The organism is Mycobacterium sp. (genome assembly GCF_035570115.1).
In the GTDB taxonomy this organism is placed as follows: Bacteria; Actinomycetota; Actinomycetes; order Mycobacteriales; family Mycobacteriaceae; genus Mycobacterium.
In genome coordinates, this window is record NZ_DATMLH010000023.1 from 1 (window position 1) to 23951 (window position 23951).

A 23951-nucleotide genomic window follows, 5' to 3' on the forward strand; every position below is an offset into this window, starting at 1 on the left:
TTTATCGCCGGGGTTGCCCACGTTCACCTGCTCGGCGGTCTCACGCGCGATGGTGATCGCCTCGGCCATACGCGAATTCGGGACCAGCATGCGCGACGGCGCGTTACAACTCTGCCCGGAATTCGGCATCATGTTGACCACACCGGCGCGGACGCTGTCGGCGAAGCCCGCGTCGTCGAGGACAATGTTGGGGCTCTTGCCGCCGAGTTCCTGAGTCACCCGCTTCACGGTCGGAGCGGCATTCTTGGCCACCTCGACGCCAGCGCTTGTGGATCCGGTGAACGACACCATGTCGATGTCGGGATGGCTCGCCAGGGCCACGCCGACGCCCGGACCGTCGCCGTTTACAAGGTTGTACACACCGGCCGGCACTCCCGCGGCATCGAGGATCTCGGTGAAGATGTAGGCCGAGTAGGGCGCCACCTCAGACGGTTTCAGGACCATCGTGCACCCGGTCGCCAGCGCCGGGTACACCTTGACCGCGATCTGGTTGAGGGGCCAGTTCCACGGCGTGATCAGCCCGCAGACGCCGATCGGCTCCTTGACGATCAGCGTTGCCCCGTGCTGTTCCTCGAAGGGGAAGTTCTTCAGCACGTCGATCGCCGTCACCAGGTGACCAAGCCCGAGTTGGACCTGCGGGCCGGCGGCCAGCGACGGCGGCGCGCCCATTTCCTCGGTGACTGCGTCGGCGAGATCGCCTGCGCGCTTGGTGTATTCGGCGAGGATGGCCTCCAGCAGATCGAGGCGCTGTTCGCGAGTGCTCTGCGACCAGCTGGTGAAAGCGCGCCGGGCGGCGTTGACCGCCACGTCGACGTCGGCGGCCGAGCCGAGCGAGATCTGCCCAGACACCTGCTCGGTCGTCGGGTTTTCGACGTCAAAACTATTGGGCCGCAACGAGTCAACCCAGCTGCCGTCGATGTAGAACTTCAGGTATTCGCGCATGACAACCTTCCTTTTTTACTGGGTGCCTTCGGCGTACCAAGTGCGGAATTCACCATAGTTCGGCATCTCCTCGGAGTTCGCCTTCGGGTCGATGCAGACGTGCACAACAGCGCTCTTGCCGCTGGCATACGCTCGCTCGATCGCCGGGCCGATCTCCTCTTCCTTTTCCACGTATTCGCCGTAACAGCCGAAGCCCTCGGCGATCTTGTCGAAGCGTACGTCCTTGCTCCAGTGCACACCGGGCTGCGGTGACGGCTGAGCGAACGTGCGCTTGTAGACGCCGACTTCGAGACCCCATTGGTGGTCGACACCCACAACGCACACCAGCGGTAGCTTTAGACGCGCGGCGGTCTCCAGCTCGGCGATATGGAACATGAACGAGGAGTCGCTGGTCAGCAGCATGACCGGCCGCTTGCCGCCGTCGGCGACCGAAGCGCCGACGGCATAGGGCAAGCCCGTGCCCAAGTGGCCGAAGTTCTGGTTCCAGATGACGTCGTGCGGCTTTGCCAGCGAATAGGTCCACTGAAAGATGACCGTCGCGCCGCCGTCGCGGACCATGATGCCCTGGGGCGGGAAGGCTTTGGTCGCCTCAACCACGAAGCGCGCCGGATGGACCGGGCTGCGGCCGCTAGGCGCCGTCTCGGCCAGTTCGGCAAGCTGGTCGGCATCCTGTTTGATCCAGCGGGCAAGATCGGCCGACGGCGATCGCGGGGTGTCCTTCAGCGCCTCGACCAGCTGAGGCACTACGCCGCGCAGGTCTCCCACCAGCGGCACGTCCACCGGTCGGTTCACCCCGATCGCCGTTGGGTCCTGCTCGATATAGATCCACTTGCGAGCGGCGTTGTTCTGTTCCCAGTGGCGTGTCTTGCCGTAATGAACCGGTTCGCCCAGCTCGGTTCCGAGCGCTATGCACAGGTCCGACGCGACCACGGCCTCGACTGCCGCAGACGAGAAACCGTAGGGAAAAGTGCGGTCCTCCAGACCGGGGATGAACGAGGTGCCACCCGATGTCTGGATCACCGGGCAGGCCATCAGCTCGGCCAGTTCCCTGACCGCCTCTCCGGTGCGCGACGTGTGAACGCCGTGTCCGACCAGCAGGACCGGGTTTTCGGCCTCGCACACTAGCCTGGCTGCTTCGGCGATCTCCCGCGCGCCAGCCCCGTGGTTGACAAGCCGATACGCGCTGGGAGGCAGCGGGTCTGAGACTTCCAACTCTTCCAGAGTCACGTGAGACGGGAACTCGACGTAAGCCGGGCCGGGCGTCGTCGACATCGCGCGCCGAATCGCCTCTCGAATGATTTCATCGGTTTGGTCGGCATATTCGATCGACGCGCTGTACTTCACCGTCGGCGCGAAAAGTTCTTCCTGGCGGGCGAACTGGATGCGTCCACGCCGGACCCGCCGCTCGGTGATGCGCGCCCGCTGGCCGCCGAGGAAGATGACGGGCGAGTTCTCCACCTTGGCGCACATCATCGCCCCCGCGATATTCGCCACGCCGGGACCCAGCGTGCCGATGCACAAGCCCGGCTTGCCCGTCATCCGCGAGACGGCTTCGGCCATGAACCCGGCGCTCTCTTCGTGATGCGGCGAGACCACCGTCCATCCGCGCGATTCCGCCTCGAGGAACATGTGCACGAAGTTCGGGTCCGGGATACCGAACAACGTCTTCACGCCCTCGACCTCGAACAGGTCGAGGATCCGCTTGTAAACGGGCACAGCCATGTTGAAAACTCCTTAGGGATAGCTATTTTTGAGCGAGTTGTTTTCGACGGCCCGCAGCCGCGCAGCCTCTTGGCTTTCCAGTTCGTCGAGGATCTCGGCGGTGTCGGCGCCCAGCTCTGGCGCCGGCCCCGCAACGCGACCCGGTGTCCGGGAAAACCAGGTGGGTACGCCCGGGAAGCGCACTGGTCCGTGCGGGGTGTCCACGGTCTCGAACATGCCGACGGCGTTGAGATGCGGATCGTCGAACAGGGCGCCTGGCGTGTTGAGCGGCGCCGCCGGTATCTCGAGTTCGCCGAGCAGCGCCAGCCACTCCTGCGTCGAGCGCTGTTTCATTGTCTCGGCCACTAATCCGTACACCGTGTCAATCTGGCGTGCGCGCTGTTCCAGCGTCGAATACAGCTCGCTGGCCCACGGCGGCCGCACTGCGTTGATGAACGCGTTCCAGTGTTTGTCGTTGTAAATCAATGCGGCGATGTGGCTGTCGCTGGTGCGATATGGGCGACGGTTGGGCGCCACGGTGCGCGGATACACCGCCGGCCCCAGGGGAGGGTCGAACAGGGCGCCGTTGGCGTGTTCGACGAGCATGAACGACGCCATGGTTTCGAACATGGCGACCTCGACTTCCTGTCCCTCCCCGGTTCGCTCGCGGTGAAACAACGCCATGGTCGTCGCGTACAGCGCGGTCAGCCCGGCGACCTTGTCGGCCATAATGGTTCCGACGTAGTCAGCCTCTCCGGTCAGTTGCTGTTGTACCGCCGGCAGGCCGCATTCAGCCTGGATCGTGTCGTCATAGGCGGGCCGGTCGCGGTGGGGTCCGCGGCGCCCGTACCCGTAGCAATTGGTGTAGACGATCTCTGGGTTGATCGCGGCGACGTCTTCATAGGCGAAGCCGAGCTTGGCGATCGCTTTGGCGCGCATCGAGTGGATGAACACATCGGCGGTCTCAACAAGTGCGCGCACCGCCCGCGTTCCGGCATCGGTTTGCAGGTCCAGCATGATGCTGCGCTTGCCGCGGTTGACGTTGACGAACACCCCACTCATGCCGGGCGCGGGACCGACCGAGATGTAACGGGTGTTATCGCCCTGTGGCGGTTCGACTTTGATCACGTCAGCGCCCATATCGGCCATGATCTGCGTGCAGTACGGTCCCATCACCATTGCGGTGAGGTCGATTACCCGCACGCCGGTCAGCGGTCCCGTGCCCGTCCGGCTAGCCATGAAGTACGCCTCGGCCGCTGGAACGTTGCGCGAGTTCGAAGCTGCAGCGGATATGCTGGTCATGACCGTCAGGGACGACCGGAAAAACCAGCGGCGCCTCAATGTTTCGAATCGCATCGAGATGTTCGCCAACATCCTCGACCGTCCAGGTTGGCCGATGCACGCCGGGGCTTTCGGCGATGACCGCTCGCGCCACCCGACCCGCCAGCGCGATGAACATCTCCCCAGTCACCGAACAGGTTTCGTGTGCGAGCCAACCCACCACGGGCGCAACGAGCTCCGGGCCCATCGGTGGGTAGGTCGAGGTGTCGATACCGGCGGCCATTCTTGTCACCGCAGCCGGCACGATCACGTTGCATATCACGCCGTCGGCCGCACCTTCGAGGGCCGCGACATTGGACAGACCGATCACGCCGGCCTTCGCGGCCGCGTAGTTGGCGACGCCCTGGTTTCCGTACAGGCCGCCGATGGAGGAAGTCAGCACGATGCGCCCGTAACCGGCCTCGCACATGACCGGGAACGCCGGCCGCACAACGTTAAATGCGCCGCGCAAGTGCACGTCGAGCACGGCGTCGAAGTCTTCGTGGCTCATCTCCTTCAGCGAGCCGCGACGAACGTTGCCCGCGTTGTGAATCAGGATGTCGAGGCGGCCGTAATGTTCGAGCGCGGTCCGGATGATCGCATCGCCGCCTTCGCGGGTGGTGACGGACTCGGTGCACGCGACGGCTTGTCCTCCGGCGGCGGTTATCTCGCCGACGACGTGGTCAGCCGGCACAGCGTCCATTCCCTCGCCGGCGAGGCTGCTGCCGGGGTCGTTGACGACGACCTTCGCTCCGCGCGATGCCAGCAGCATGGTGTAGGAGCGGCCGAGCCCTCGGCCAGCCCCGGTGACGACCGCTACCCTGCCGTCGAATCTCAAATCAGCCATCTATGTTCTCAAGTACCAGACCGTCTAGATCGCCATTTGCACGCCATTCCTTGAGCAAGTCGTCGAACACGTAGAAGCCCGGCATGTAGGGATCGCCGATGGCCGAGCGGATGCCCTCGCCGCCACCGCCACCCTCATTGTTGTAATAGCCAGGTGTGCACGAGACGGCGAATTCCGAAGTGTCTATCGAGGTATTGCGGATCGTCTTGACCCAGTTATCTTGAGCTTCCTGGCTCGGCTCGACGGTGGTCGCGCGACGCGCTATTGCTTCGGAAATGATGTAGGCGATGTGCTCGGCCTGTTGCTCGAGCATCGCCGTGGTGTTCCCTGCCACGCCGCCCTGAACGAAGCCGGTGAAGAACTGGTTGGGAAAGCCTCGGCTGGTCATCCCATGGAGTGATTTGTAGCTGTCACGCCAGTGATCGAAGAGCGACAGGCCGTCGCGGCCCTCGATCACATCGACTGCGTACCGGCGGCCGATGTCGGTGGTGATCTCGAAACCGCTGGCGAAGATGACACAGTCGACTTCATACTCAATGCCGTTGGCGACAATCCCGTTCTTGGTTAGTCGTTCCACGCCTTTGGATTTCGACACATCAACCAGCGTGACGTTCGGGCGGTTGAACGTCGGCAGGTATTCGTCGTTGCTGCAGGGCCGCTTGCACATGAACCGGTAGTACGGTTTGAGCGCTTCAGCGGTCTCCGGGTCGTCGACGAGCTCCTCGACGCGTTGCCGCAACCGCTCCATGACCTTGTAATCCTCTTCTTCGCGGAAGGTCATTATCTGCTCGATGGTCAGTGCCGTGGGATCGTCGGCAGCCGCGATTCGCGCGGTCAGGTTGCGCCCTAGTTCAGTCCAGAAATCGCACACGAGATCTGGCTCGTCGAACACCGCACCTTCCCCCAACGGTGACCAGCGGTGGAAGTTGCGCTTGCGTTGTTCTTGCCAGCCGGGCTGCAGGGAAGCCGCCCAGTGCGGGTCCGTCGGCTCGTTGCCTCGCACGTCCACCGATGACGGCGTGCGCTGAAAGACGTAGAGATGCTGGGCGTCTCGGCCCAAGTGCGGAACCAGCTGCACGCCGGTCGCACCAGTACCGACGAGCGCAACACGCTTGTCATGGAGCTTGTGCAGTCCGCCGTTGGCACCCCCACCCGTGTAGTCGTAATCCCAGCGAGCGGAATGGAACATATGTCCCTTGAAGTCCTTGATGCCGGGGATTCCGGGCAGCTTTGGCCGGTTGAAAGAGCCCTGCGCCATCACCACGAACCGGGCACGAATGTCGTCACCGCGATTAGTGCTCAACCGCCAGCGCTTGATCGTCTCATCCCAGCGCACCGCGCGAACCTGGGTGGAGAAGATCGCGCCGTCGTAGAGCCCGAAATGCTTTGCGATGCGACGGCAATGCTCGTAGATCTCGGCGCCGTCGGCGAACTTCTTCGAAGGAATGTAGTTGAGTTCTTCCAGCATCGGGATGTAGCAGTAGGCGTCGTTGTCGCACTGGATTCCCGGGAAACGATTCCAGTACCAGACCCCGCCGAAGTCCCCGCCCATCTCGATGATGTGCAGGTCATCGACGCCGGCCTTCTTGAGGTACGCGCCCGCCAGCAGCCCGGTGATGCCGCCGCCGAGCACCGCCACGTCGATGTCCTCGTCGATAGGCGTGCGTGGTGTCACGGGCGTGTGGGGATCGACCTCGGCGAATTTCGAGAACTCGTCCTTGATTTCCAAGTACTGCTTCGAGCCCTCCGGACGCAGCCGCTTATCGCGCTCGAATAAGTACTTCTCTCGCAGCGCGTCGATATCGATGTCGTCCGGCGTCTGCGTCGGGGGGCAGGTATCCGACCGCCTATCAAACTGGGTCATCTATCTGAAAGCTCCTGCGGTTCGCCGGTACCCATGTACTTCGACAGTTGGTGATGGAGGTTGACAGTGCTTCGCTCTCGGTAGGGATTGGGTTTGGTACCGGGGAACGCAAGCGATTTCATGCCCTGCTGCACTGCGGCCATGTTCGAGAAATCCTGCGGCAATACCGACCGCCACCGAGGGTCACCGACCGGTGTGCGTTCCCACTCGGTCTGCGGCTCTTGACCTTTCGGGCACAGCTCGAACACCGACACCTCGAAAATGCACTTGTCGGGGTTGTAGCTGGGGTGCGGCCGCGCGCCGTAGCAGAGCGCACTGGTCAGGCCCTGCCCGATCTGAAAGTTCGGGAAGATCTGCCATGCGGTCCCCGCCTGGCCGAGGATGTCGGACGGAATCGTCGGCCAGATCACACCACGCGCTTCGTCGTCTCGGCGCGCCGACGCCAGCCAGTGCTCGAGAACCTTGTCGGCCGGTGTCCCCTCCGGCAATTCGTCGACCAGCCGCTTGGCGGCGTTCACCAGCGTCTGGGTGGTGGTGGCGTTGGTCTCCTCCATCGTGTACACCTGCATCTCTGCGGTTGACACACGCGAATCGGCACCAATGCCGAGCCGGATCTTGGACTTGGTGGCCTCCATGTCCTTCGGAGCGTCATAGCCGATATTGCTGTGTTTGCCCTGCGCCTTGGCCCATCCCTTGAATTCGCCGAACTTGTTGAACTCCGGATGGGTTGTGTAGACGTGGTAGGTCTCGTTGAACGCCTCCAGTGCGACCTTCCAGTTGCAATCGAAGTGCAGCCACTTGCGCCACTTGTAGCGCATGTTCTCGAGGCCGAACGGGTCGAGAATCTTTGCGGCGGGAAACAGGTAGTCGGCCAGCGGCTCGCAGTCGGGGTCCATGTTGATCCACAACCAACCACCCCAGGTGTCGACCTTGACCGGTCGAAGGTGGGTGTTCTCAGGTGTCAGCGCTCCCTGCCAGTCCTGCTGTTCGCGGATGTGCGTGCACGCCCCGTCCAGGCCATAGGTCCAGCCGTGGAAGCCGCAGACGAACGACTTGCGGGCGCGGCCACGGGCATTCTTCGCCCCCTCGGGTGTGTCGATCAGGCGGCGGCCGCGGTGCATGCAGACGTTGTGGTGGGCGTTAAATTCGTTGTCTCCGGTGCGCACCACGATGATCGAGTCGTCGAGAATGTCGTAGGTCAGGTAACTGCCCACCTCGGGCAGCTCTTCGACACGGCCAACCTGCTGCCAGACCTTTCGCCATAGCCTGTCGCGCTCGGCGCGGGCGTAGCTCTCGCTGATATACGCTTCGACACCGATCGTCGTCGGTCTCGAAAGTTCTTCGGCCGCTGTGGAATTCAAATCTTTGGCTAGACCCGTCATCAAATCCTCCTGATCGCCGCTCGGAAGGAGTCGTCTTTGAGGAAAAGCGAGGTGTTGTCGGCGTCCAAATGTGTCCACTTGAGGTCCAGGCCGCCGTCAACCAGAAGCGCTTGGCCGGTGATGTAGCTGGACAGGTCCGACAACAGGAACAGGATGGCGCCGGCGATTTCCTCGGGACGGGCGCGCCGGCCCATCGCGATGGCACGGCGATCACGCTCGGCGTCTTCATCGACGTAGGTGCGCGAGGCAGGCGTCGCGGTAATCCCCGGCGCTACCGCGTTGACCCGAATCTCATCGAGGGCCAGTTCTACGGCCATTGTGCGGGTCATCGCCACGACCGCCGCCTTGGCCGTGCCATAGGCGATGTGGAACGGCGCGGTGTTCATGCCGCTGATCGAGGAGATCGAGACGATCGACCCGCGACGTTTGCGTGCTTTCAGTTCCGCGGCAATCGCCTGGCTCATGAAGAACGTGGTTTCCAGGTTTTGGGTGAACAAGTCGCGCCAGTCGCTGCGGGTCACCCGGGTCGATGGCATCCATGTCGACGGCGCGGCCCCGCCGGCCACGTTGACCAGCCCGTGCAGGTCGCCGTCGGCCCGCACCGCCTGCTCCATCGCGGCGGCCACCCCGTCGTCGGTCGCGACATCGGCGGCCACCGGGACGATCGACAGGCCCCGCTCGATCAGCGGGCCAATATGGTCGTCGAGATTTTCCTTGCCCCGGCTGACCGCGATCACCGTTGCGCCGGCCTCGGCGACCATGCGGGTGACGGTCGTGCCGATACCGCCGCCCGCGGCGCCGGCGACCACCACCACGCGATGATCAAGACTGAGCAGGTTATCGGCCACTATAGATTTTGTCCGGACAAAATAGGCAGATACGCATAATTGAGAATATGATTCTCTGCAAATAGCTAGGCGTCAAGGGGTGCTGCTAAGGCCACCGCGAACTATTGTCTGGACCACACTCGGTTGCTAACGTCACCGGCCGGAGGTCATCACCGATGTTGCTACAAGAAGGGCGCTCCGGTGCAGGAATCTCGCCGAGTCTCGCTGAGGGCTGGCGTCTGGACCGGCTTATCCCGCCGAGTCGGCTGTTCGGCGCTAATGGCCTGCGGACGGGCCCCGACGGCCGGATCTACGTCGCCCAGGTGACCGGTAGCCAGATCAGCGCCCTCGACATCGCGACCGGTCGGCTGGAGACCATCAGCCCCAAGGGCGGCGACATCATCGCGCCCGACGACGTAGCTTTTGACCCGCGCGGCAACCTCTACGCCACCGAGGTCATGGACGGTCGGGTCAGCGCGCGCGGCGCGGACGGCCACACCCGGGTGCTGCGCGACGACGTCCCATCCGCCAATGGGATCACGGTGCACCAGGGCAGGTTGTTCATCGGCGAATGTCGGGAAGGCGGGCGGCTTCTCGAGCTTGACTTGGGCGGTGGCGAACCGCGGGTGTTGCTCGAGAATGTCCCGTCCCCCAACGCGATGGAGGTCGGCCCGGACGGCTTGTTGTACTTCCCGGTGATGGGCGCCAACGAAATCTGGCGGATCGATCCTGACGGCGGCGCGCCGGAGTGCGTCGCCACCGGCCTCGGTGTGCCGGATTCGGTGAAGTTCGATTCGGCAGGCCGCATTGTGTCGACTCAGGTGCACAGCGGCCAGGTGTTGCGGATCGACCCGCGTACCGGCGACCAGACAGTGCTGGCCGACCTCAACCCGGGCCTGGACAACGCGACCTTCGTCGGGAACCGGCTGTTCGTCTCGAATTTCACCGGCGAGATCACCGAAATCCTCGACGGCGGCAAGACTGCGACGGTGTTACCGGGCGGCCTGAACTGGCCGCTGGATCTGGTCGTCGACCCCGACGGCAACCTCTACGTCGCCGATGGCACCTATTTCTACGTCGTGGCGCCCGATCACACCTTGCAGACCGTGGGAATGCTGTTCACCCCGGGCTACCCGGGTTTCCTGCGTGGGCTGGCAACGGCAGGACCCGGCGAGTTCGTCGTCACCACTTCGGGCGGCCAGGTCTCGCGCTACCGGCCCGCCGTGCACGAATCCGAGGTACTGGCAGACGGATTCGATCAGCTTTACGGGGTGGCGATCACCGCCGACGGGGCCGTAGTGGCCGTCGAGCTCGGGACGGGACGAGTGGTGTCGATCAAGTCTGGGCGGACGGACGTGATCGCTTCGGGCCTGCACGATCCGATCGGAGTGACAATTGCCCCCGACGGCACCTGTCTGGTCTCCGAAGCGGGCGCCGGTCGCGTGGTCAGACTTGACGGTTCCGGCGTGCATACCGTGGTGGACGACTTGCAACGGCCGCAAGGCATTCTGGTGCTCGGGCGGCGGTTATACGTCGTCGACGCCGACGCCAAAGCGTTGATCGCGATTGATCTGGAAGACGCGAGGCGGCACACCATCGCCTCCGGGTTGCCGCTCGGCGCTCCGCCGGGCGTGGTCCCCAAGCCGCTGAAGGGGATGCCACCGTTCTCCGGGCCGCAGGGACCGTTCGCCGGCATTGCCGCCGGGCCCGACGGAACGCTCTATGTCTCGGCCGACGCGGAGGGCAGCGTGCTGGCAGTTCGGCAAGAACCCAGACAACAACGTAGAGAAGTTGGCCATGGCTGACGACCGATCAACTGACCACCGCTATCTGCAGGTCGCACGGGCACTGCGGAAAGAGATCGTCGACGGAGTGTACCCGGTGGGATCACAACTTCCTACCGAACATCAACTGTGCGAGCGTTTTTCGGTCAGCCGCTACACAGTCAGGGAGGCGTTGCGGCGGCTACGCGATGACAATCTCGTGGCGTCGCGGCCGCGGGCCGGCACGCTCGTGGTGCCGCGGCCCTCCTCGGACTCCTACGTCCAGGACGTCGTCTCGATCAACGACCTGCTGGCCTTCGCGACAGGTGCGCAATTCGCCATCAATTCGACCGGAATGGTGGTGATCGATGACGATCTGGCCACCCGCACCGGGCTTACCGGCGGGGAAGAATGGTTGGCCGTGCGCGGTTTTCGGCAAGTCGAGGGCGCGAAGTTTCCAGTGTGCCGGACCGAGTACTACATCAACCGGGCGTTCGCGGCTGTCGGCAGATTGCTACCGCGGCATACCGGTCCGATATTCCCGCTGATCGAAGACCTCTTCGGGTTGAGCATCGTCGAGGTTCGTCAGGAGATCGCCGCGGTGCTGATTTCACCAGTGCTCGCCCAGGAGCTCAGCGTTGAGGGCGGCAGCCCGGCCCTCGAAGTGCACCGCACCTACACCACGTCCGACGGCGAGGTTGCGCAGGTGACGATCAATACGCATCCCGCCGCGCGGTTCCGTCACTCGATGACGATGCGACGGGTCCGCGGCTAACCTCAACGGGTAGATCGGCGTAAATCGGCTTATATCAGGGATGTCAAGCGACGTGACCGGAAAACTGATCGGTGGACGACGGGTCCGCTGGGACGACCAGCGGGCCGCTGACGCCTATGCACGCGGGTGGTGGGTGCGTGGCACCCTGGCCGACTCGCTGGTCGAGGCCGCGCGGAGCACACCCGAGCGGATTGTGGTGATCGACGGCGAATGCCAGCTGGACTGCCGAAGCCTCTACGAACAGGCGTCGGCACTGGCGCAAGCGCTGCTGGCCCGCATGCCGACGGCCAGCGTGGTGTCGCTGATGCTGCCCAATTGGCATGAGGCCACGATCATTTACCTGGCGGCGACGATGGCCGGAATGGTGGTGAACCCGATCCTGCCGTCACTGCGGGATCGCGAGCTGCTCTTCATTCTCAATGACGCGGACGCTCGGATGGTTTTCGTGCCATCGACTTTCGGACGGCACGACTACGCATCGATGTTGGCGCGGGTCACAGAACAGCTGAGTTCCCCACCCGAGGTCGTCGTGGTGCGCGGCGAGCCTGGGCCCTCGTCCGGGCACACACCCTTTCTGTCCTTACTGCAGCGTCACCAACCGGCAGTCAGGCTACCCACCCTGGATCCGGATGCGGTGCGCATGATCCTCTACACATCCGGGACCACGGGCCGACCGAAAGGCGTTCTGCATAGCCATAACTCGATGCACGCGCTGATCTGCCAGATCCGCGAATACTGGCAGGTCCAGCCTGGCGACAGATTTCTGGTGATGTCGCCGATCGCACACATCGGCGGCTCCATCTACGCGTTCGAATGTCCCCTGCTATTGGGCACGTCCGCGGTCTTGATGGAGCGCTGGAACGCCGATGAAGCGGTGCAGCTTATCCTTTCGAAGCACTGCACCAACGTTTCAGGAGCGACACCATTTCTGGAGCAGATACTGGCCGCCGCCGAGCGCGCCGGCACCCGGTTGCCGGAACTGAAGCTGTTCATCTGCGGCGGCGCGTCGGTGCCACCGTCGTTGATCCGCAGAGCAAGTGAGTATCTCGACTGTGCCGTCGTCACGCGCGTGTACGGTTCGACCGAAGTTCCGGTGACGACAGTCGGCGCCCCGCTCGACCCCGACCGTGCCGCGGACACCGACGGACGCGCCGGATTCGCGCACGTCACACTTCGCGGCGAGGCCGCCGGTGGCGGCGAGATCCATGCACGCGGCCCGCAGATGCTGGTCGGTTACCTGCACCCGGACGACGAAGCCGAATCGTTCGACTCCGAAGGATATTTCCGCACCGGCGATCTCGCGCGCTGGGTCGACGACGACTACCTCGTGGTCACCGGACGAGCCAAAGACGTCATCATCCGGAATGGCGAGAATATCGCGCCCAAAGAGGTCGAGGACATTCTCATCGACCATCCCGGTATCGCGGAGATCGCTGTCGTCGGTCTGCCGGATCCCCGCACCGGGGAGCGTGCGTGTGCTGTCATCGTGCCGACAGATCAGCCGCGGCCCGACGTCGCAAGCCTACGCAGTTTCCTGCAGGCACACGGCGTCGCCACATTCAAATCACCTGAACAAGTGGTTATCTGGGAGCAACTCCCGAGAAATGACGCCGGCAAGGTGCTCAAACACCAGATCCAGGCGGCCCTGATGAAGACGGACGGATGACATGCAGGTAGCGATCGTAACCGGCGCAACGGGCGGTATCGGCTTCGGCTGCGCGACCAAGCTCGCCGAGATGGGAATGGCGGTGTTGGCGACCGGCCGCAATGAAGAGCGACTGGCCGAGTTGGCCGCGGCCATCGGTGCTGCCGACCGTATCGCAACCGTTGCGGTCGACCTGACCGACGACGAGGCACCCCGACGCATCGTCGAAACCGCGGTCGAACGTTGGGGTCGTATCGACTTTCTGATCAACAACGCCGGAGTGGGAAACCCCACGCCGCTGCACGGAACCGACGACGAGACACTGGATTACTTCCTCAATGTGATGTTGCGCGCGCCGTTCCGGCTGGCACGGGACGTCTTGCCGCACATGCAGCCCGGCTCGGCGATCATCAACATCACCTCGACGTTCGCCGTCGTAGGCGGTCTTCGCGGCGGCCCCTACTCCGCGGCCAAAGGTGGGCTCACCGCGCTGACCACCCACATCGCCTGCCAGTACGGGGCGCACGGAATACGTTGCAACGCGGTGGCTCCCGGTGTGATCCAGACGGCGATGACCGAGGAACGCTTGCAGGATCCGCGATTCCGCCGGATCAACACCGAGATGACACCGCACCAGCGGTTGGGCACCGTCGACGACGTGGCGAGCACAGTCGCGTTCTTGTGTTCCCCCGGCGGCAGCTTCATCAATGGGCAGACGATCGTGGTCGACGGCGGGTGGAGCTCCACGAAGTACCTGTCGAAGTTCGCGCTGACATCGGAGTGGACGGCCCGGTGAACCTGTTCGCGCTGCTGGCGCAGACCGCGCAGCGCTTTCCTGATGGTGGGGCGGTGTATCACGGCGAGCGGCGCTGCTGTACTTGGCAGGAGTTGCGGGACCGCGCACTACACCTGGCAGGCTCGATCCGCGGGCAGTGTCCGGCGGCTGCGCGGATCGCGATCATCAGTGAGAACCGCCCGGAGATCGTTGAACTGCTGTTCGGGATTTGGGCGGCGGAATGCGTCGCCGTTCCGATCAACTACAAGCTACATCCGCGCGAGATGATCCAAATCCTGGAAGATGCCGGCGTATCGCAAGTCTTTGCTTCGGCGACAATCGCTGCCGAACTAACCTCGGATTGCGGCTTCGCGGTGGAAAGCGTTGAGGAAGAAGCTTATTCACGCCGGATGACCGCTGAGCCCGGCACGGCGCCACGCACGGATCCGTCGGCGCTGGCCTGGCTGTTCTACACCAGCGGGACGACGGGCCGGGCGAAAGGCGCCATGCTCACCCACCGCAACCTGATGGCGGTGACGATCGCCCACCTGGCCGACATCGACGCACCCGACGAGGGCTGCAGCCTGGTGCACGCCGCACCGATGTCGCACGGTTCCGGCCTTTACATTCCGGCCTACGTGCTGCGTGGCGCCCGCCAGGTGGTGCCGCAGCGTGGCGGATTCGAGCCGGGCGAATTCCTGGATCTGTGTGAGCAGCATCCGGGCTGCAGCGCCTTCCTCGCACCGACCATGGTGCAGCGCGTCGTCGACACAGCCCGAGCTACCGGCCGCGCATGCCCGAGCCAGCTGCGGACAATCGTCTACGGCGGCGGACCGATGTATGTGGACGGCATCAAGAGGGCACTGGCGGCGTTCGGACCGGTCTTCGCCCAGATTTACGGGCAGGGCGAGTCGCCGATGACCATCACCGGCTTGCGCCGCGCCGACTACCAGGGCGCCGACGATGCGCTCCTGGGCTCGGTCGGCTACCCGCGGTCGGGCATGGAAGTCGCGGTGCTGCGCGCTGACGACACACCGGCGGGCGTGGATGAGATCGGTGAGATCGTCTGCCGCGGCGACGTTGTCATGTGCGGCTACTGGCACAACCCGACGGCCACCGCCGCGACGTTACGCGACGGCTGGCTGCGCACCGGCGACATGGGTTCCTTCGATGCGCGCGGCTACCTGACGCTGCATGACCGTTCGAAAGATGTCGTGATCAGCGGCGGCACCAACATCTATCCCCGGGAGGTGGAAGAGGCGCTGCTGGAACATCCCGGTGTGTCGGAAGCGTGCGTGGTCGGAGCACCCGACGCGGAGTGGGGTGAGATCGTGGTCGCGTTCATCGTCGGCGCCGCCGAACCCGACGAGCTCGACACGCATCTGCTGCAGCGGATCGCCCGCTTCAAACGCCCCAAGCGCTACCTGACCGTCGAGCAGCTACCGAAGAACAGCTACGGCAAGGTGCTCAAGCGAGAACTACGTCAACAACTGGCGACTCACCGCAGTGACTGAAAGTGACTGCGGATGCCCGACAGCATCGCGATGTGCGCGTTCACCGCTTCACGTCGGGTCATCGCAGCCAGCGGACGGGGAGCCGCAATCCGCAGCCGCTCGGTGAGACGAGTGCCCGCGTCGATCGGCTCGAATGTCACGATGCCGTTCAGCCGCACCCGGGGGAACTGACGCGCCTCGGTGATCACGTCGCCGTGCACCGCAACCTCGACCCTAGCCCAATAGCTTATTCGGATTGCGAACGCTCCCAACGGGATACGGTCGCGCACCCGATAGGTGTGCTGGTAACCGTGCGCGGTCTCGATGCGCGATATGGTTTGCACCGAAACGACCAGCGGGTGCACGACTTTGATGTTGTCCAGATCCACGTAAAAGTCGCGCACGGTGTCGGGTGCCGCGGGTATCTCTTCGGTCAGCGTCTCCGCGGCGTGGGTGATCCACAAGCTCACAATGGGCTAACTTAGCCGCTGTTGTCGAGATGTAGAAAAGATTGACAAGACACGCCTACCTACTTTGGCAAAAGCTGGGCGCGCCGCGAAAGTCTGTCAATCTTCAGTCGCGCCAGCTTCTGTCAGGACATGGTTCGTCGCACTCTAGCTGCCGAAGGGCGGCGCCGATGCGGCCCGCGGTGTATGACACGAGGGCGGGTAGGCCAGCGGGTAAGTCGTTTGCGTGAACTGTGACGGTGGTGGCGCCAGCGCAGCTCCCATTCGACCCCCACACGGGCGCCGATACGCAACACATGCCGACGATCGCGTCCTGATGGTCGATCACCGTCGCGCGCGGATCGCGGAGAGACTCGCGCATGTTGCGCCATTCGCGTCGAGTCCAGCAGTGAGGAAGCGTCCAGTCACCGGCGGGTTGGGTCGCAAAGAGGACGCGTCCGGTCGCGGTGCGGGCGATCGACTCGGAGTCGGCCGGGCCGGGCGTGTAGGCGTGGCCGTGGGGCACGGTAGCGCAGACACATTGCAGCCGGTTCTCATGCAGGATCCGCAGCGACGCTACGGCGTGCGATTGCACGGCAAGGGTATGGATTGGCGCTTGCGCGATGCGCCGTAGCAGCGGGTCAGGCTGCCAGCGTTGCCCGATGCGCAACATCCGCAGCCCGACATAATAGCGGTGCTCGACGCACTGCACCGCGCCAAGCATGACGAGTTGTTCGGCGAGCCGATGCGTGGACGTTTTGGCTAACCCGGTTGCGCGAGCCAGCGCGGTCAGTCCAACGCCCTCCTCGGCGTGAGCAAGTGCGTCCAAGACAGCGAACGCGCCGTCAAGGACTCCCCGCTGCGCCGCGCCTGGTGGTATCGGTGCTCCCAGCTGCCCTGATCTGGCAACCGGGGTGCACAGTGCTGCGCCGGCCGCAGGTGCTAACGATGCAGCTGCCGAGATATTCATGGGCCTTGCCTTCGCAAACTACGCCGAGCTTGATCACGGCATCGATGTATTTTGCTTGCTGACATCTCAAGCGGCCGTGAAGGATTGGGCTTACGATCGCGGTCTGAGCGGTGCGCCGTCACCAGGCGAAGATCGTGACGGGACGGTTGTCGTCATCGACGTTGTTCTGGATTCTCTCGGCTGGTAGATTCTGTGGACGCTCATTCCTGCACCCGGCTGGAACGTCGATGTTGGTGGAAGTCGAACCAGCGTGGCGGGTGAGGTCCGTTGGATGCCTGTCGATTATGGCGGCATTCATTGGTGGAGTCCGTTCGTCCGTTTGTTGGGACGGGCGTACTCCCCGAGCTGGGTCTTGCGGTGTCGGCAGCGGCTTCGCGGCTGTCGAGATGCGCTGCCGCCCTTCAGATCGCCGGACCCGGTTGGCCTGTGCGATGCGCAGCACGATCGACGGGCGCAGCAGTCGAGTTGGTGGGTCAATCATCCCGATTACCCGGATGAATTGACCAGCGACAGTGGGGTCGGTCTCCGTGGCGGTCATCACCCAATCCAGGTACGCATTGCTGATACGTGTCGATAGCGGTCGCGGGCCCACCACTTCTGGCAAGGCCAAGTCGGAGCCGACGGCGGTCTGCCAGGCGACCCGGATTTTTTTGGCGCTGGCGCGGAAGAAGCGCCGCGGCAGGTTGCGCTGTCCGCGGCGCAGACACTCGCGCAGCACGGTGGCTTCGATGGCGGCGATCGTCATGCCCTGTCCGTAGATTGGGTTGAAGCTGCACACTGCGTCGCCGAATACCACTAGACCGTCGGGTGTTCGGCGCATTTTGTCGTAGCGCCGCCAGCGGTTAGACGGAACGCGATGGTGCGCGACGTCGCCGAGCGGTTCGCCCGTTTGAATGGCTTGCAGCGCGTGAGCGGGAGCGAAATCGGCTACAAATCGCAACATGTCGGCAGGCTGGCTTGGTGGCTGCAGTCCCGCCAAAGCACCGACACTGAACATCCACGTGTCGTTTTCGTACTTGAACAAGCCAAATATCTTCGGCCGTCCCGGGACGGGGAACAGCGCGATCATATGTTCCTCGACAGCGCCGGGTGGGAGGCGCAGTAGTTGACAGGCGTAGGCCAGGTGCACTGTCAACTCGTCCTGCGAGGGCCGGCCGTAGCCCAGTTCTTCTAGGAAGTTCGGCGTCCGAGAACCGCGTCCGGTCGCGTCGACGACCAGATCGGCAGTGAGCGTTGCCTCGTGGGTGGTGTCGCGGTTGACGACCCGCGCCCCGGTGATACGGTCACGAGCCGGTGTCGCGCTGAGGCCCACCACATCATGGCCCTCGAGGAATATCACGTTCGGAATGGCCCGCACACGCCGCCGAACATGCCATTCGAGGAAGGGCCGGCTCGCAAATGAGACTGAAATCGTTTGGGAATTAGGCACTTTGCCGGACCGGACCAGTTGATGCCCTGCAACCGAAACACACAACTTCGACAAGTCACCGTCATCCCAGCTCATAACACCGCCAGCCCGCAGTTCATCAACGAAGTTGGGGAACAACTCGTCGAGGATCTGCGTACCACGCGCTTGGATAGCGTGAATTTGCCTGCCCTGCGGGACGCCTCGCCGGTTCACTGGCGCTACGGGCAGCATATCTCGTTCGACAATCGTGACTTTTTGGTAGAAGTCGCCGAGCACCCTGGCGGCCAGAAGTCCGCCCATGCTGGCGCCCAGTACCACCGCATGTGCCGGCCCCGCCGACGGCGTCCCCGCCATCACAGTCGCTCCATCGCCCGCGACATCCGTGCCGTCTCGAAATAGACCGGCTCGCGGCGTGCGCAGTGCGGCCGGGGCTGGGTGAGCGCGGTCAGCATGCGGTCAAGTCGGGCAATCAGCGTTATGCCTAGCCAAGGGCGGCCGGCCGAGCGCGCCGACACAGCCGCCGCCGTGCTGAGCAAAACCTCCCTCTCGGTAATCAAGGCTGGCGCCTGCTTGCCCGGCGCGGACGGCGCTGATCGGGTGGCCGACGCGGTATGCGGAGTCGCAACCGGCGCTCGCGTTATGTGGGACATGGTGGTCTCTCCTAATGAGCGATGCGGTCAACGTGTCGAGCCCAGCGTCGGAAACCGACCGTCAATCCAGCGTCAATCACTCAGCAACCACCATTCCGGAGAACCCGCTGTTATGATTGACCAGCGCAAACGGTCACCAGGAGACACAATGGCCACCGACAATTCGGGCGCGTCGGCTTCGGTTCGTGTGCTGGGGGACATACGCATCGATGTCGACGGCGGTGTAATCGCGCTGCCGGAAAGCATTCGAGCAGTGGCGCTGCTGGGGTGGCTGGCCATTCATGCCGGTTCGCGCAGCCGTTCCGAAATCGCCTCGGCGATGTGGCCCGATGTCCCCGATGCGGCCGCACGCAGCAGCGTGCGTACGGCGCTGTGGGCACTACGCCGAGCGTTCGGCCAGCACGCCGACACGGTTCTGGACACCTCACGCAACCGCATCGGATTGCGCAACGCCGAGGTGGATGTCGCCCTATTCGACGAACTGGTCGCCGACGGCCGTCTCGACGAGGCGCTGGCTATCTCTTCGGGCGACCTGCTCGCCGGCCTAGATGATGAGTGGGCGATTCTGGCACGAGAATCCCACCGCGACAAGGTGATTGCGCTGCTGAGGGATCAGTCGGACAAGGCCGCCGCTAACGGGGATTCAGCGTTGGCGATTGAGCGGGCGCGGCAAGCCCTGGAATTAAACCCGCTTTCGGAAACCTGCGCCCGTCTGCTGATGCGGCGCTACGACGAAGCCGACGATCGCTCGCGCGCTCTGGCGGTCTACACGCGCATCGTCGAGCGGCTCCGCCACGAATTGAAGATCGCTCCCGCGGACGAAACCTGGCAGCTAGCCGAAAAGATCCGCAGCCGCAAGCAGAGTCGGCATCCGAATATCCGCGCCGGCCATGAGTTGCGCCGACTGGCCACGACTCCACTGGTTGGCCGCGATGCCGAGCTTCAAGCGCTCGCGCGGGCCTGGCGCTCCGCGCGTTCGGGTGCCGGCGGAGTAGCAGTCGTCAGCGGTGCGCCTGGCCTGGGAAAGACCCGATTGATCGCCGAGCTCACCGAACTGGCCGGCAACACCGGTGGTCTGACCGCATTTGGTACCACGTCAGCAATCGGTTGTCCGCCCTATTGGCCATGGGCCGAGTTGGGCAGCGCGCTGCTGCACGCCCTGGGTGGCGTTCCCGACGGCGAGCCGTTTACCACGGCGCTGGCTCCGCTGCTGCCTACATTGATGCAGCCGGCGGCACCCGGCCCGCCCGACTTCGAGCAGGCCCGGATCACCGAAGGACTGTTGGATCTGCTCGCCTACGCCGCGGCACAGGCGCCGGTGCTGGCGGTCCTCGAGGACATGCACGGCTGCGACGAGGCCAGCGCGGTGGTGCTCGCACGCGCCTGCCGACGGGTGCAGGGCATGCCGGTGCTGCTGGTGTGGACGCGACGCAACCGTTCGCTGCCCGCCGCGCTGGCCGACGCTGAGCACCAGGCGCGTCATTGCGCGGCGCTGCTCGCCGATGTCGACCTGGAACCCCTTGCAGATACCGATATCGCCGAGATCGCACGCCACGCCGGGCTAGTCGATGAAAATGCGATCGGCACCGTCATCGCGTCTGCCGATGGCAATGCGCTATTGGCCATTGAGGCGTCTCGCACCATCGCGCGCGGTGACGTGGCCCTCGCTGAAGGTCTGCGCTCGACTGTGCGCGCCGCCCGCAGACACATGCCCCCGTCATCACGGTCGTTGTGCGAGGTCATGGCGGTTGCCGGGCGCGCGCTGAGGATCGAAGACGCTTGCCGCAGGGCCGGGGCCTGCGACGGTCCCGAGTTCGACACTGCGTTCGAAGCGGCCGCCGATGCCGGATTGTTGCAGATCGTCGATGGCGCAATCGATTTCCGACACGCCCTGGTGCGTGAAGCCTACTACGCCGACCTGCCGCAGCTGCAACGGATCCGGCTGCACGCTGTTGCGGCGCGTGATCTCGACGACCACGGCGGCCCGGAGCTGGCCGGTGAGGCCGCCCGGCATCTGCTCACCGCGGGTGATCGTGACGGGTCGGCGGGGCTATTGGTGCGGGCGGCAAACCATGCGATGTCGCTCGGGGCGCTCAGCCGCGCCGAGGAGTTACTAACCGAGGCGTCGGCCCTGCAGCCCGCCAACACCGACATAGTCCTGGAGCTTGCCGGTGTCGCGGCGCACCGCGGGATGGCCGACCAGGCACAGGCGCGTTTCGAAAGCGCGGCGCACGTACTCGAAGCCACCGATGATCGACTCGGGCTTGCGAGCGCCTATATCCGCTGGGCCGAGTGGAACACCGGCCCATTGTGCCGCCCCATCGTTGCCCGGAGCTCGGTCACGAGCGCCTTAGAAGTGCTTGATACCGCGGGCGTTTCGGCGTTGCGGTTGCGGCTTCAAGCCCAAGCGTTTCTGGCGCTATGCGAGGCGATGGCCGGCGACCCAGGTGCCTGCGAGGAGCTTCTGGACAGCGTCGACACACAATGTCGGCGACTGCCCGTCGACCCGATCCGCGACATCCGCCGCCATATCGCCCGCACTCTGGCCCGTATCCGGCAAGGCCGCTTCCAGGAGGTCGCCGATGAGGGGCGTGCAGCCGCGCAGATCGCCCGCTCGATCGGACGCCTTGACCTCGTGTACGGGTCGCTGCTCAACGCCGCGGCCGGTCTGGCCTCGACCGGCAGCTACGGTGAGGCCCTTCAACTACTTGACGAAATCGGAACCGTGCCCGGCAGTGGGAGCCTGCCGCTGGCCATCGACGCCGATGTGCAACTCTCGCGCGCATGGCTGATGTCTCGACTCGGTCGCCACGAAGAGGCAATCCGCGTCGCCAAATCTACGCAGCGATTAGCGCAACGGATCGGCGGCCCGGAACTCGCCGCGACCGCCGACGCCGAAACGGGCCGGGTCCTGTTGCGCGCGCGATATTACGACGAAGCCGCCGAGTTCCTGGCACGGGCACTGAACGTCGAAAACGCCTCGATTGGACGGCCATTGGCACGTTTGCAGTGCGCCGAGGCGCTGACTCGTCTGGGCCGGCTCACCGAAGCCGAACAGGAGCTTGCGGCCACGGTGCTGGAGCCAGTCGGGGCTGCCGACTGGCCCGATACGCTCGTCGCGCGAATGGCGTCGGCACGCGGGTTGATCGCCGCCGCGAAGGGCGAACGCGTGGCGGCGCAGCGCTATCTGAAGCGCGCCGCCGCGGGCTGGCGCCGCCGCGTCACCGCTGAGGACGCCACAGGATCGACTGCGGCGCTGGCCGACCTCGGGCGGCCGGTGATCGGACAGATCTGTCCGGCCGAAGAACTCGACACCGTGCTGGCCGATTTATCCCAACTCAACAACGGGAGCGCACATGCCAAGCTTTGACGATTCGACGCAAAGCTCCGCCCCACCAGAAGACGTCTGGATGCTGCTCTACGACCCTGGACGATTTCCCGAGTGGTGGACCGGTATCGCGTCGACCACGCCCGCCGACGACGAGAAGAACTACACAATGTTCGTCGAAGGCTATCCCGACTTCCCCATGCCGCAGACTCTGAACGCCCGGCCCCAAGACAGGCGCGTCACCATCTCCTGCATGGTCTCCGATCTGGTATTCCAGTGGCATCTCGAACCTGCAGACAGCGGCGGCACAAAGATTTCCGTGCACGTTGACGTCCCCGAAGCCGAAGCAGCGCGCTTGGACATGCAGCGCGAAATAATCGGATCGTCCCTACGGAAGTTAGGGCAACTAGCGGCGGTGAGCGAATAACCTACCGTCGGGGCTGACCACGGGGTCAGGACGGTAGCGATCCGGCACTGTCGCATTTTTCCGGATTTTGTCCGGCGTTCTGACGTCTTTGCGGACAACGACGCTGAACTCCGTTCGCCAACAGTTGAGAGCTTGGAGCTGTCTCAGCGGCCGCGGGCAAGCGCCTCGACGAATGCGGCGATGCGGCCGCGGGTCTCCTCCGTCATCCAACTCGCCCGAACCTTGGTATCCACTTCCGCGCCCGCATCGATCACGGCGCGAGCCGGCTGGTGTAGCTGTCGCTTGGTGGCCGCGTACGCAGCCGGGGAGTACTGACCGAGTTCACGCGCGATCGCCGTCGCCTGGGGAATCAGGTCGTCACTCGGCACAACCGCGTCGATCCATCCTTGGGCCAACGCGGTGTCCGCGTCGATCGTGTTGGCCCGCAGCGCTGCCCGGACCACCGATGGCCCCATCGCAAAGCGGCATATCTCGAGCGCTGCCACCGGGAATGGGACACCGACCGCAAGCTCGGTGAGGCCGACCGTCCCGGCGGACATGAGTCGCACGTCGGCGCACATGGCGAAGACGCACCCGCCGGCGATGGCGTGCCCGTTGATCGCGGCAACCACCGGTGCCGGGTGGTCGAAGACCGCAAGAAAGGCCTCCGACAGCGCAGTGACGAAGCGCTCGGCATACTCGGCGCCGCCGTCGACAAGCGCGCGCAGATCGACGCCGGCCGAGAAACACCGACCCCCGCCGGTGATGACGACGGGCCCTTCGACGTTGCGCATCGTGGCGATGATGGCGTCGAGCAAATCCAGGTCGAGCGCATTGACCGGCGGATGGTCGATTCGAACTATCGTCACACCGTCGGCGACCTCTGGACTTATCACACGTCCTCCGCTCTGCGGTATAGCTCCAACATGGCTGCTAGCTTTACAACTCGCGGCGAAGAAGTCACGGACTTTCGGTGAAACCGGCCGGTTGTGAGACAGTCCGCGGCGGCGAAAACCAGTTGTGAGCTGCGGCACAAGCTTTCGGCAAGGGCCATGTCAGATTCTTGTTGTAGCCCCACGACGCGCCCTGGATGGCGTGGGTGAAAAGGAGCAAGAAGGGAATTGCCATGATCCTCAAGAAAATCGTCGGCACTGGTGTAATCGCTGGCGCGATTGGCTTTTCGGCGATCGGACTGGCGGGTGCCGCCAACGCCGCTCCGCCGCCACCGGCAGCTCCGAGTGTGATACAGCACGCGCAGTTGGCCAACTGGGGCGGTCCCGGTGGGGGCGGTCACGGCTGGGGCGGATCCGGTGGACGCGGCTGGGGCGGACCCGGTGGACGTGGCTGGGGCGGTCACGGCTGGGGCGGCCCCGGTTGGGGCGGTCGTGGTTGGGGCGGCCCCGGCTTTG

20 protein-coding genes are annotated in these 23951 nt (G+C 64.5%); 8 read left to right on the forward strand and 12 right to left on the reverse strand.

Going from position 1 to position 23951, the window contains the following annotated elements; genetic code table 11:
• From VNW74_RS01460 to VNW74_RS01490, 7 genes are all read right to left on the reverse strand, one after another.
• Window positions 1-942: aldehyde dehydrogenase family protein (locus tag VNW74_RS01460; protein ID WP_325674829.1), on the reverse strand; the 942-nt coding region annotated here is incomplete at its 3' end.
• 15 nt (window positions 943-957) lie between these two features.
• A complete protein-coding gene (locus VNW74_RS01465) occupies window positions 958-2664 on the reverse strand; it encodes a thiamine pyrophosphate-binding protein (protein ID WP_325674830.1) in 1707 nt (568 codons plus the stop codon).
• 12 nt (window positions 2665-2676) lie between these two features.
• Window positions 2677-3882, reverse strand: a complete 1206-nt coding sequence (locus VNW74_RS01470; protein WP_325674831.1) for a CoA transferase — start codon at window positions 3880-3882, stop codon at window positions 2677-2679.
• Window positions 3875-4810: an SDR family NAD(P)-dependent oxidoreductase gene (locus VNW74_RS01475; RefSeq protein ID WP_325674832.1), complete on the reverse strand. Its 936-nt coding sequence runs from the start codon at window positions 4808-4810 to the stop codon at window positions 3875-3877. The genes VNW74_RS01470 and VNW74_RS01475 overlap by 8 nt, the downstream gene beginning before the upstream one ends.
• Window positions 4803-6674: an NAD(P)/FAD-dependent oxidoreductase gene (locus VNW74_RS01480; RefSeq protein ID WP_325674833.1), complete on the reverse strand. Its 1872-nt coding sequence runs from the start codon at window positions 6672-6674 to the stop codon at window positions 4803-4805. The genes VNW74_RS01475 and VNW74_RS01480 overlap by 8 nt, the downstream gene beginning before the upstream one ends.
• The gene (locus tag VNW74_RS01485; RefSeq protein WP_325674834.1) at window positions 6671-8056 is read right to left on the reverse strand and encodes an aromatic ring-hydroxylating dioxygenase subunit alpha; all 1386 of its coding nucleotides are present in this window, start codon (window positions 8054-8056) and stop codon (window positions 6671-6673) included. The genes VNW74_RS01480 and VNW74_RS01485 overlap by 4 nt, the downstream gene beginning before the upstream one ends.
• Window positions 8056-8904, reverse strand: coding sequence for an SDR family oxidoreductase (locus VNW74_RS01490; RefSeq protein WP_325674835.1), 849 nt, complete (start codon window positions 8902-8904; stop codon window positions 8056-8058). Before VNW74_RS01490 ends, VNW74_RS01485 begins: the two co-directional genes overlap by 1 nt.
• Window positions 8905-9059: 155 nt before the next feature.
• Between VNW74_RS01490 and VNW74_RS01495 the strand changes: the two genes are divergently transcribed.
• Genes VNW74_RS01495 through VNW74_RS01515 form a run of 5 tightly spaced genes read left to right on the forward strand, consistent with a single transcriptional unit; the run spans window position 9060 to window position 15355 of the window.
• Complete coding sequence (locus VNW74_RS01495; RefSeq protein WP_325674836.1) at window positions 9060-10688, forward strand: SMP-30/gluconolactonase/LRE family protein; 1629 nt, start codon at window positions 9060-9062, stop codon at window positions 10686-10688.
• Window positions 10681-11421 carry a GntR family transcriptional regulator gene (locus VNW74_RS01500; protein WP_325674837.1) on the forward strand — a complete coding sequence of 247 codons (741 nt, stop codon included), beginning with the start codon at window positions 10681-10683 and terminating at the stop codon, window positions 11419-11421. The genes VNW74_RS01495 and VNW74_RS01500 overlap by 8 nt, the downstream gene beginning before the upstream one ends.
• A 52-nt stretch (window positions 11422-11473) precedes the next feature.
• Window positions 11474-13087 carry an AMP-binding protein gene (locus tag VNW74_RS01505; RefSeq protein WP_325674838.1) on the forward strand — a complete coding sequence of 538 codons (1614 nt, stop codon included), beginning with the start codon at window positions 11474-11476 and terminating at the stop codon, window positions 13085-13087.
• A gap of 1 nt (window position 13088) precedes the next feature.
• The gene (locus VNW74_RS01510) at window positions 13089-13862 is read left to right on the forward strand and encodes an SDR family oxidoreductase (RefSeq protein ID WP_325674839.1); all 774 of its coding nucleotides are present in this window, start codon (window positions 13089-13091) and stop codon (window positions 13860-13862) included.
• Window positions 13847-15355 carry an AMP-binding protein gene (locus VNW74_RS01515; protein WP_325674848.1) on the forward strand — a complete coding sequence of 503 codons (1509 nt, stop codon included), beginning with the start codon at window positions 13847-13849 and terminating at the stop codon, window positions 15353-15355. The genes VNW74_RS01510 and VNW74_RS01515 overlap by 16 nt, the downstream gene beginning before the upstream one ends.
• Here VNW74_RS01515 and VNW74_RS01520 read toward each other — a convergent pair.
• The 4 genes from VNW74_RS01520 to VNW74_RS01535 all read right to left on the reverse strand — a co-directional run bounded on the left by VNW74_RS01520 (window position 15340) and on the right by VNW74_RS01535 (window position 18808).
• Window positions 15340-15804 carry an SRPBCC family protein gene (locus VNW74_RS01520; protein ID WP_325674840.1) on the reverse strand — a complete coding sequence of 155 codons (465 nt, stop codon included), beginning with the start codon at window positions 15802-15804 and terminating at the stop codon, window positions 15340-15342. The two genes, VNW74_RS01515 and VNW74_RS01520, sit on opposite strands and share 16 nt — an antisense overlap.
• Before the next feature lie 103 nt (window positions 15805-15907).
• A complete protein-coding gene (locus tag VNW74_RS01525) occupies window positions 15908-16750 on the reverse strand; it encodes an IclR family transcriptional regulator (RefSeq protein WP_325674841.1) in 843 nt (280 codons plus the stop codon).
• Window positions 16751-16868: 118 nt separating this feature from the next.
• Entirely contained in the window at window positions 16869-18512 is a 1644-nt protein-coding gene (locus tag VNW74_RS01530) for a 2-polyprenyl-6-methoxyphenol hydroxylase-like oxidoreductase (protein WP_325674842.1), read from the reverse strand.
• A complete protein-coding gene (locus VNW74_RS01535) occupies window positions 18512-18808 on the reverse strand; it encodes a hypothetical protein (RefSeq protein WP_325674843.1) in 297 nt (98 codons plus the stop codon). The genes VNW74_RS01530 and VNW74_RS01535 overlap by 1 nt, the downstream gene beginning before the upstream one ends.
• 148 nt (window positions 18809-18956) lie before the next feature.
• On the opposite strand from VNW74_RS01535, the gene VNW74_RS01540 reads away from it, so the two are divergent.
• Both VNW74_RS01540 and VNW74_RS01545 read left to right on the forward strand, forming a co-directional pair.
• On the forward strand, window positions 18957-22178 hold the full coding sequence (locus tag VNW74_RS01540; RefSeq protein WP_325674844.1) for an AAA family ATPase: 3222 nt from the start codon (window positions 18957-18959) through the stop codon (window positions 22176-22178).
• Window positions 22165-22563: an SRPBCC family protein gene (locus VNW74_RS01545; protein ID WP_325674845.1), complete on the forward strand. Its 399-nt coding sequence runs from the start codon at window positions 22165-22167 to the stop codon at window positions 22561-22563. Before VNW74_RS01540 ends, VNW74_RS01545 begins: the two co-directional genes overlap by 14 nt.
• A gap of 143 nt (window positions 22564-22706) precedes the next feature.
• On the opposite strand, the gene VNW74_RS01550 is transcribed toward VNW74_RS01545, so the two are convergent.
• Window positions 22707-23438 carry an enoyl-CoA hydratase/isomerase family protein gene (locus tag VNW74_RS01550; protein WP_325674846.1) on the reverse strand — a complete coding sequence of 244 codons (732 nt, stop codon included), beginning with the start codon at window positions 23436-23438 and terminating at the stop codon, window positions 22707-22709.
• Between the two features lie 230 nt (window positions 23439-23668).
• On the opposite strand from VNW74_RS01550, the gene VNW74_RS01555 reads away from it, so the two are divergent.
• The coding region (locus VNW74_RS01555) for a hypothetical protein (RefSeq protein ID WP_325674847.1) at window positions 23669-23951 on the forward strand (283 nt) is incomplete at its 3' end.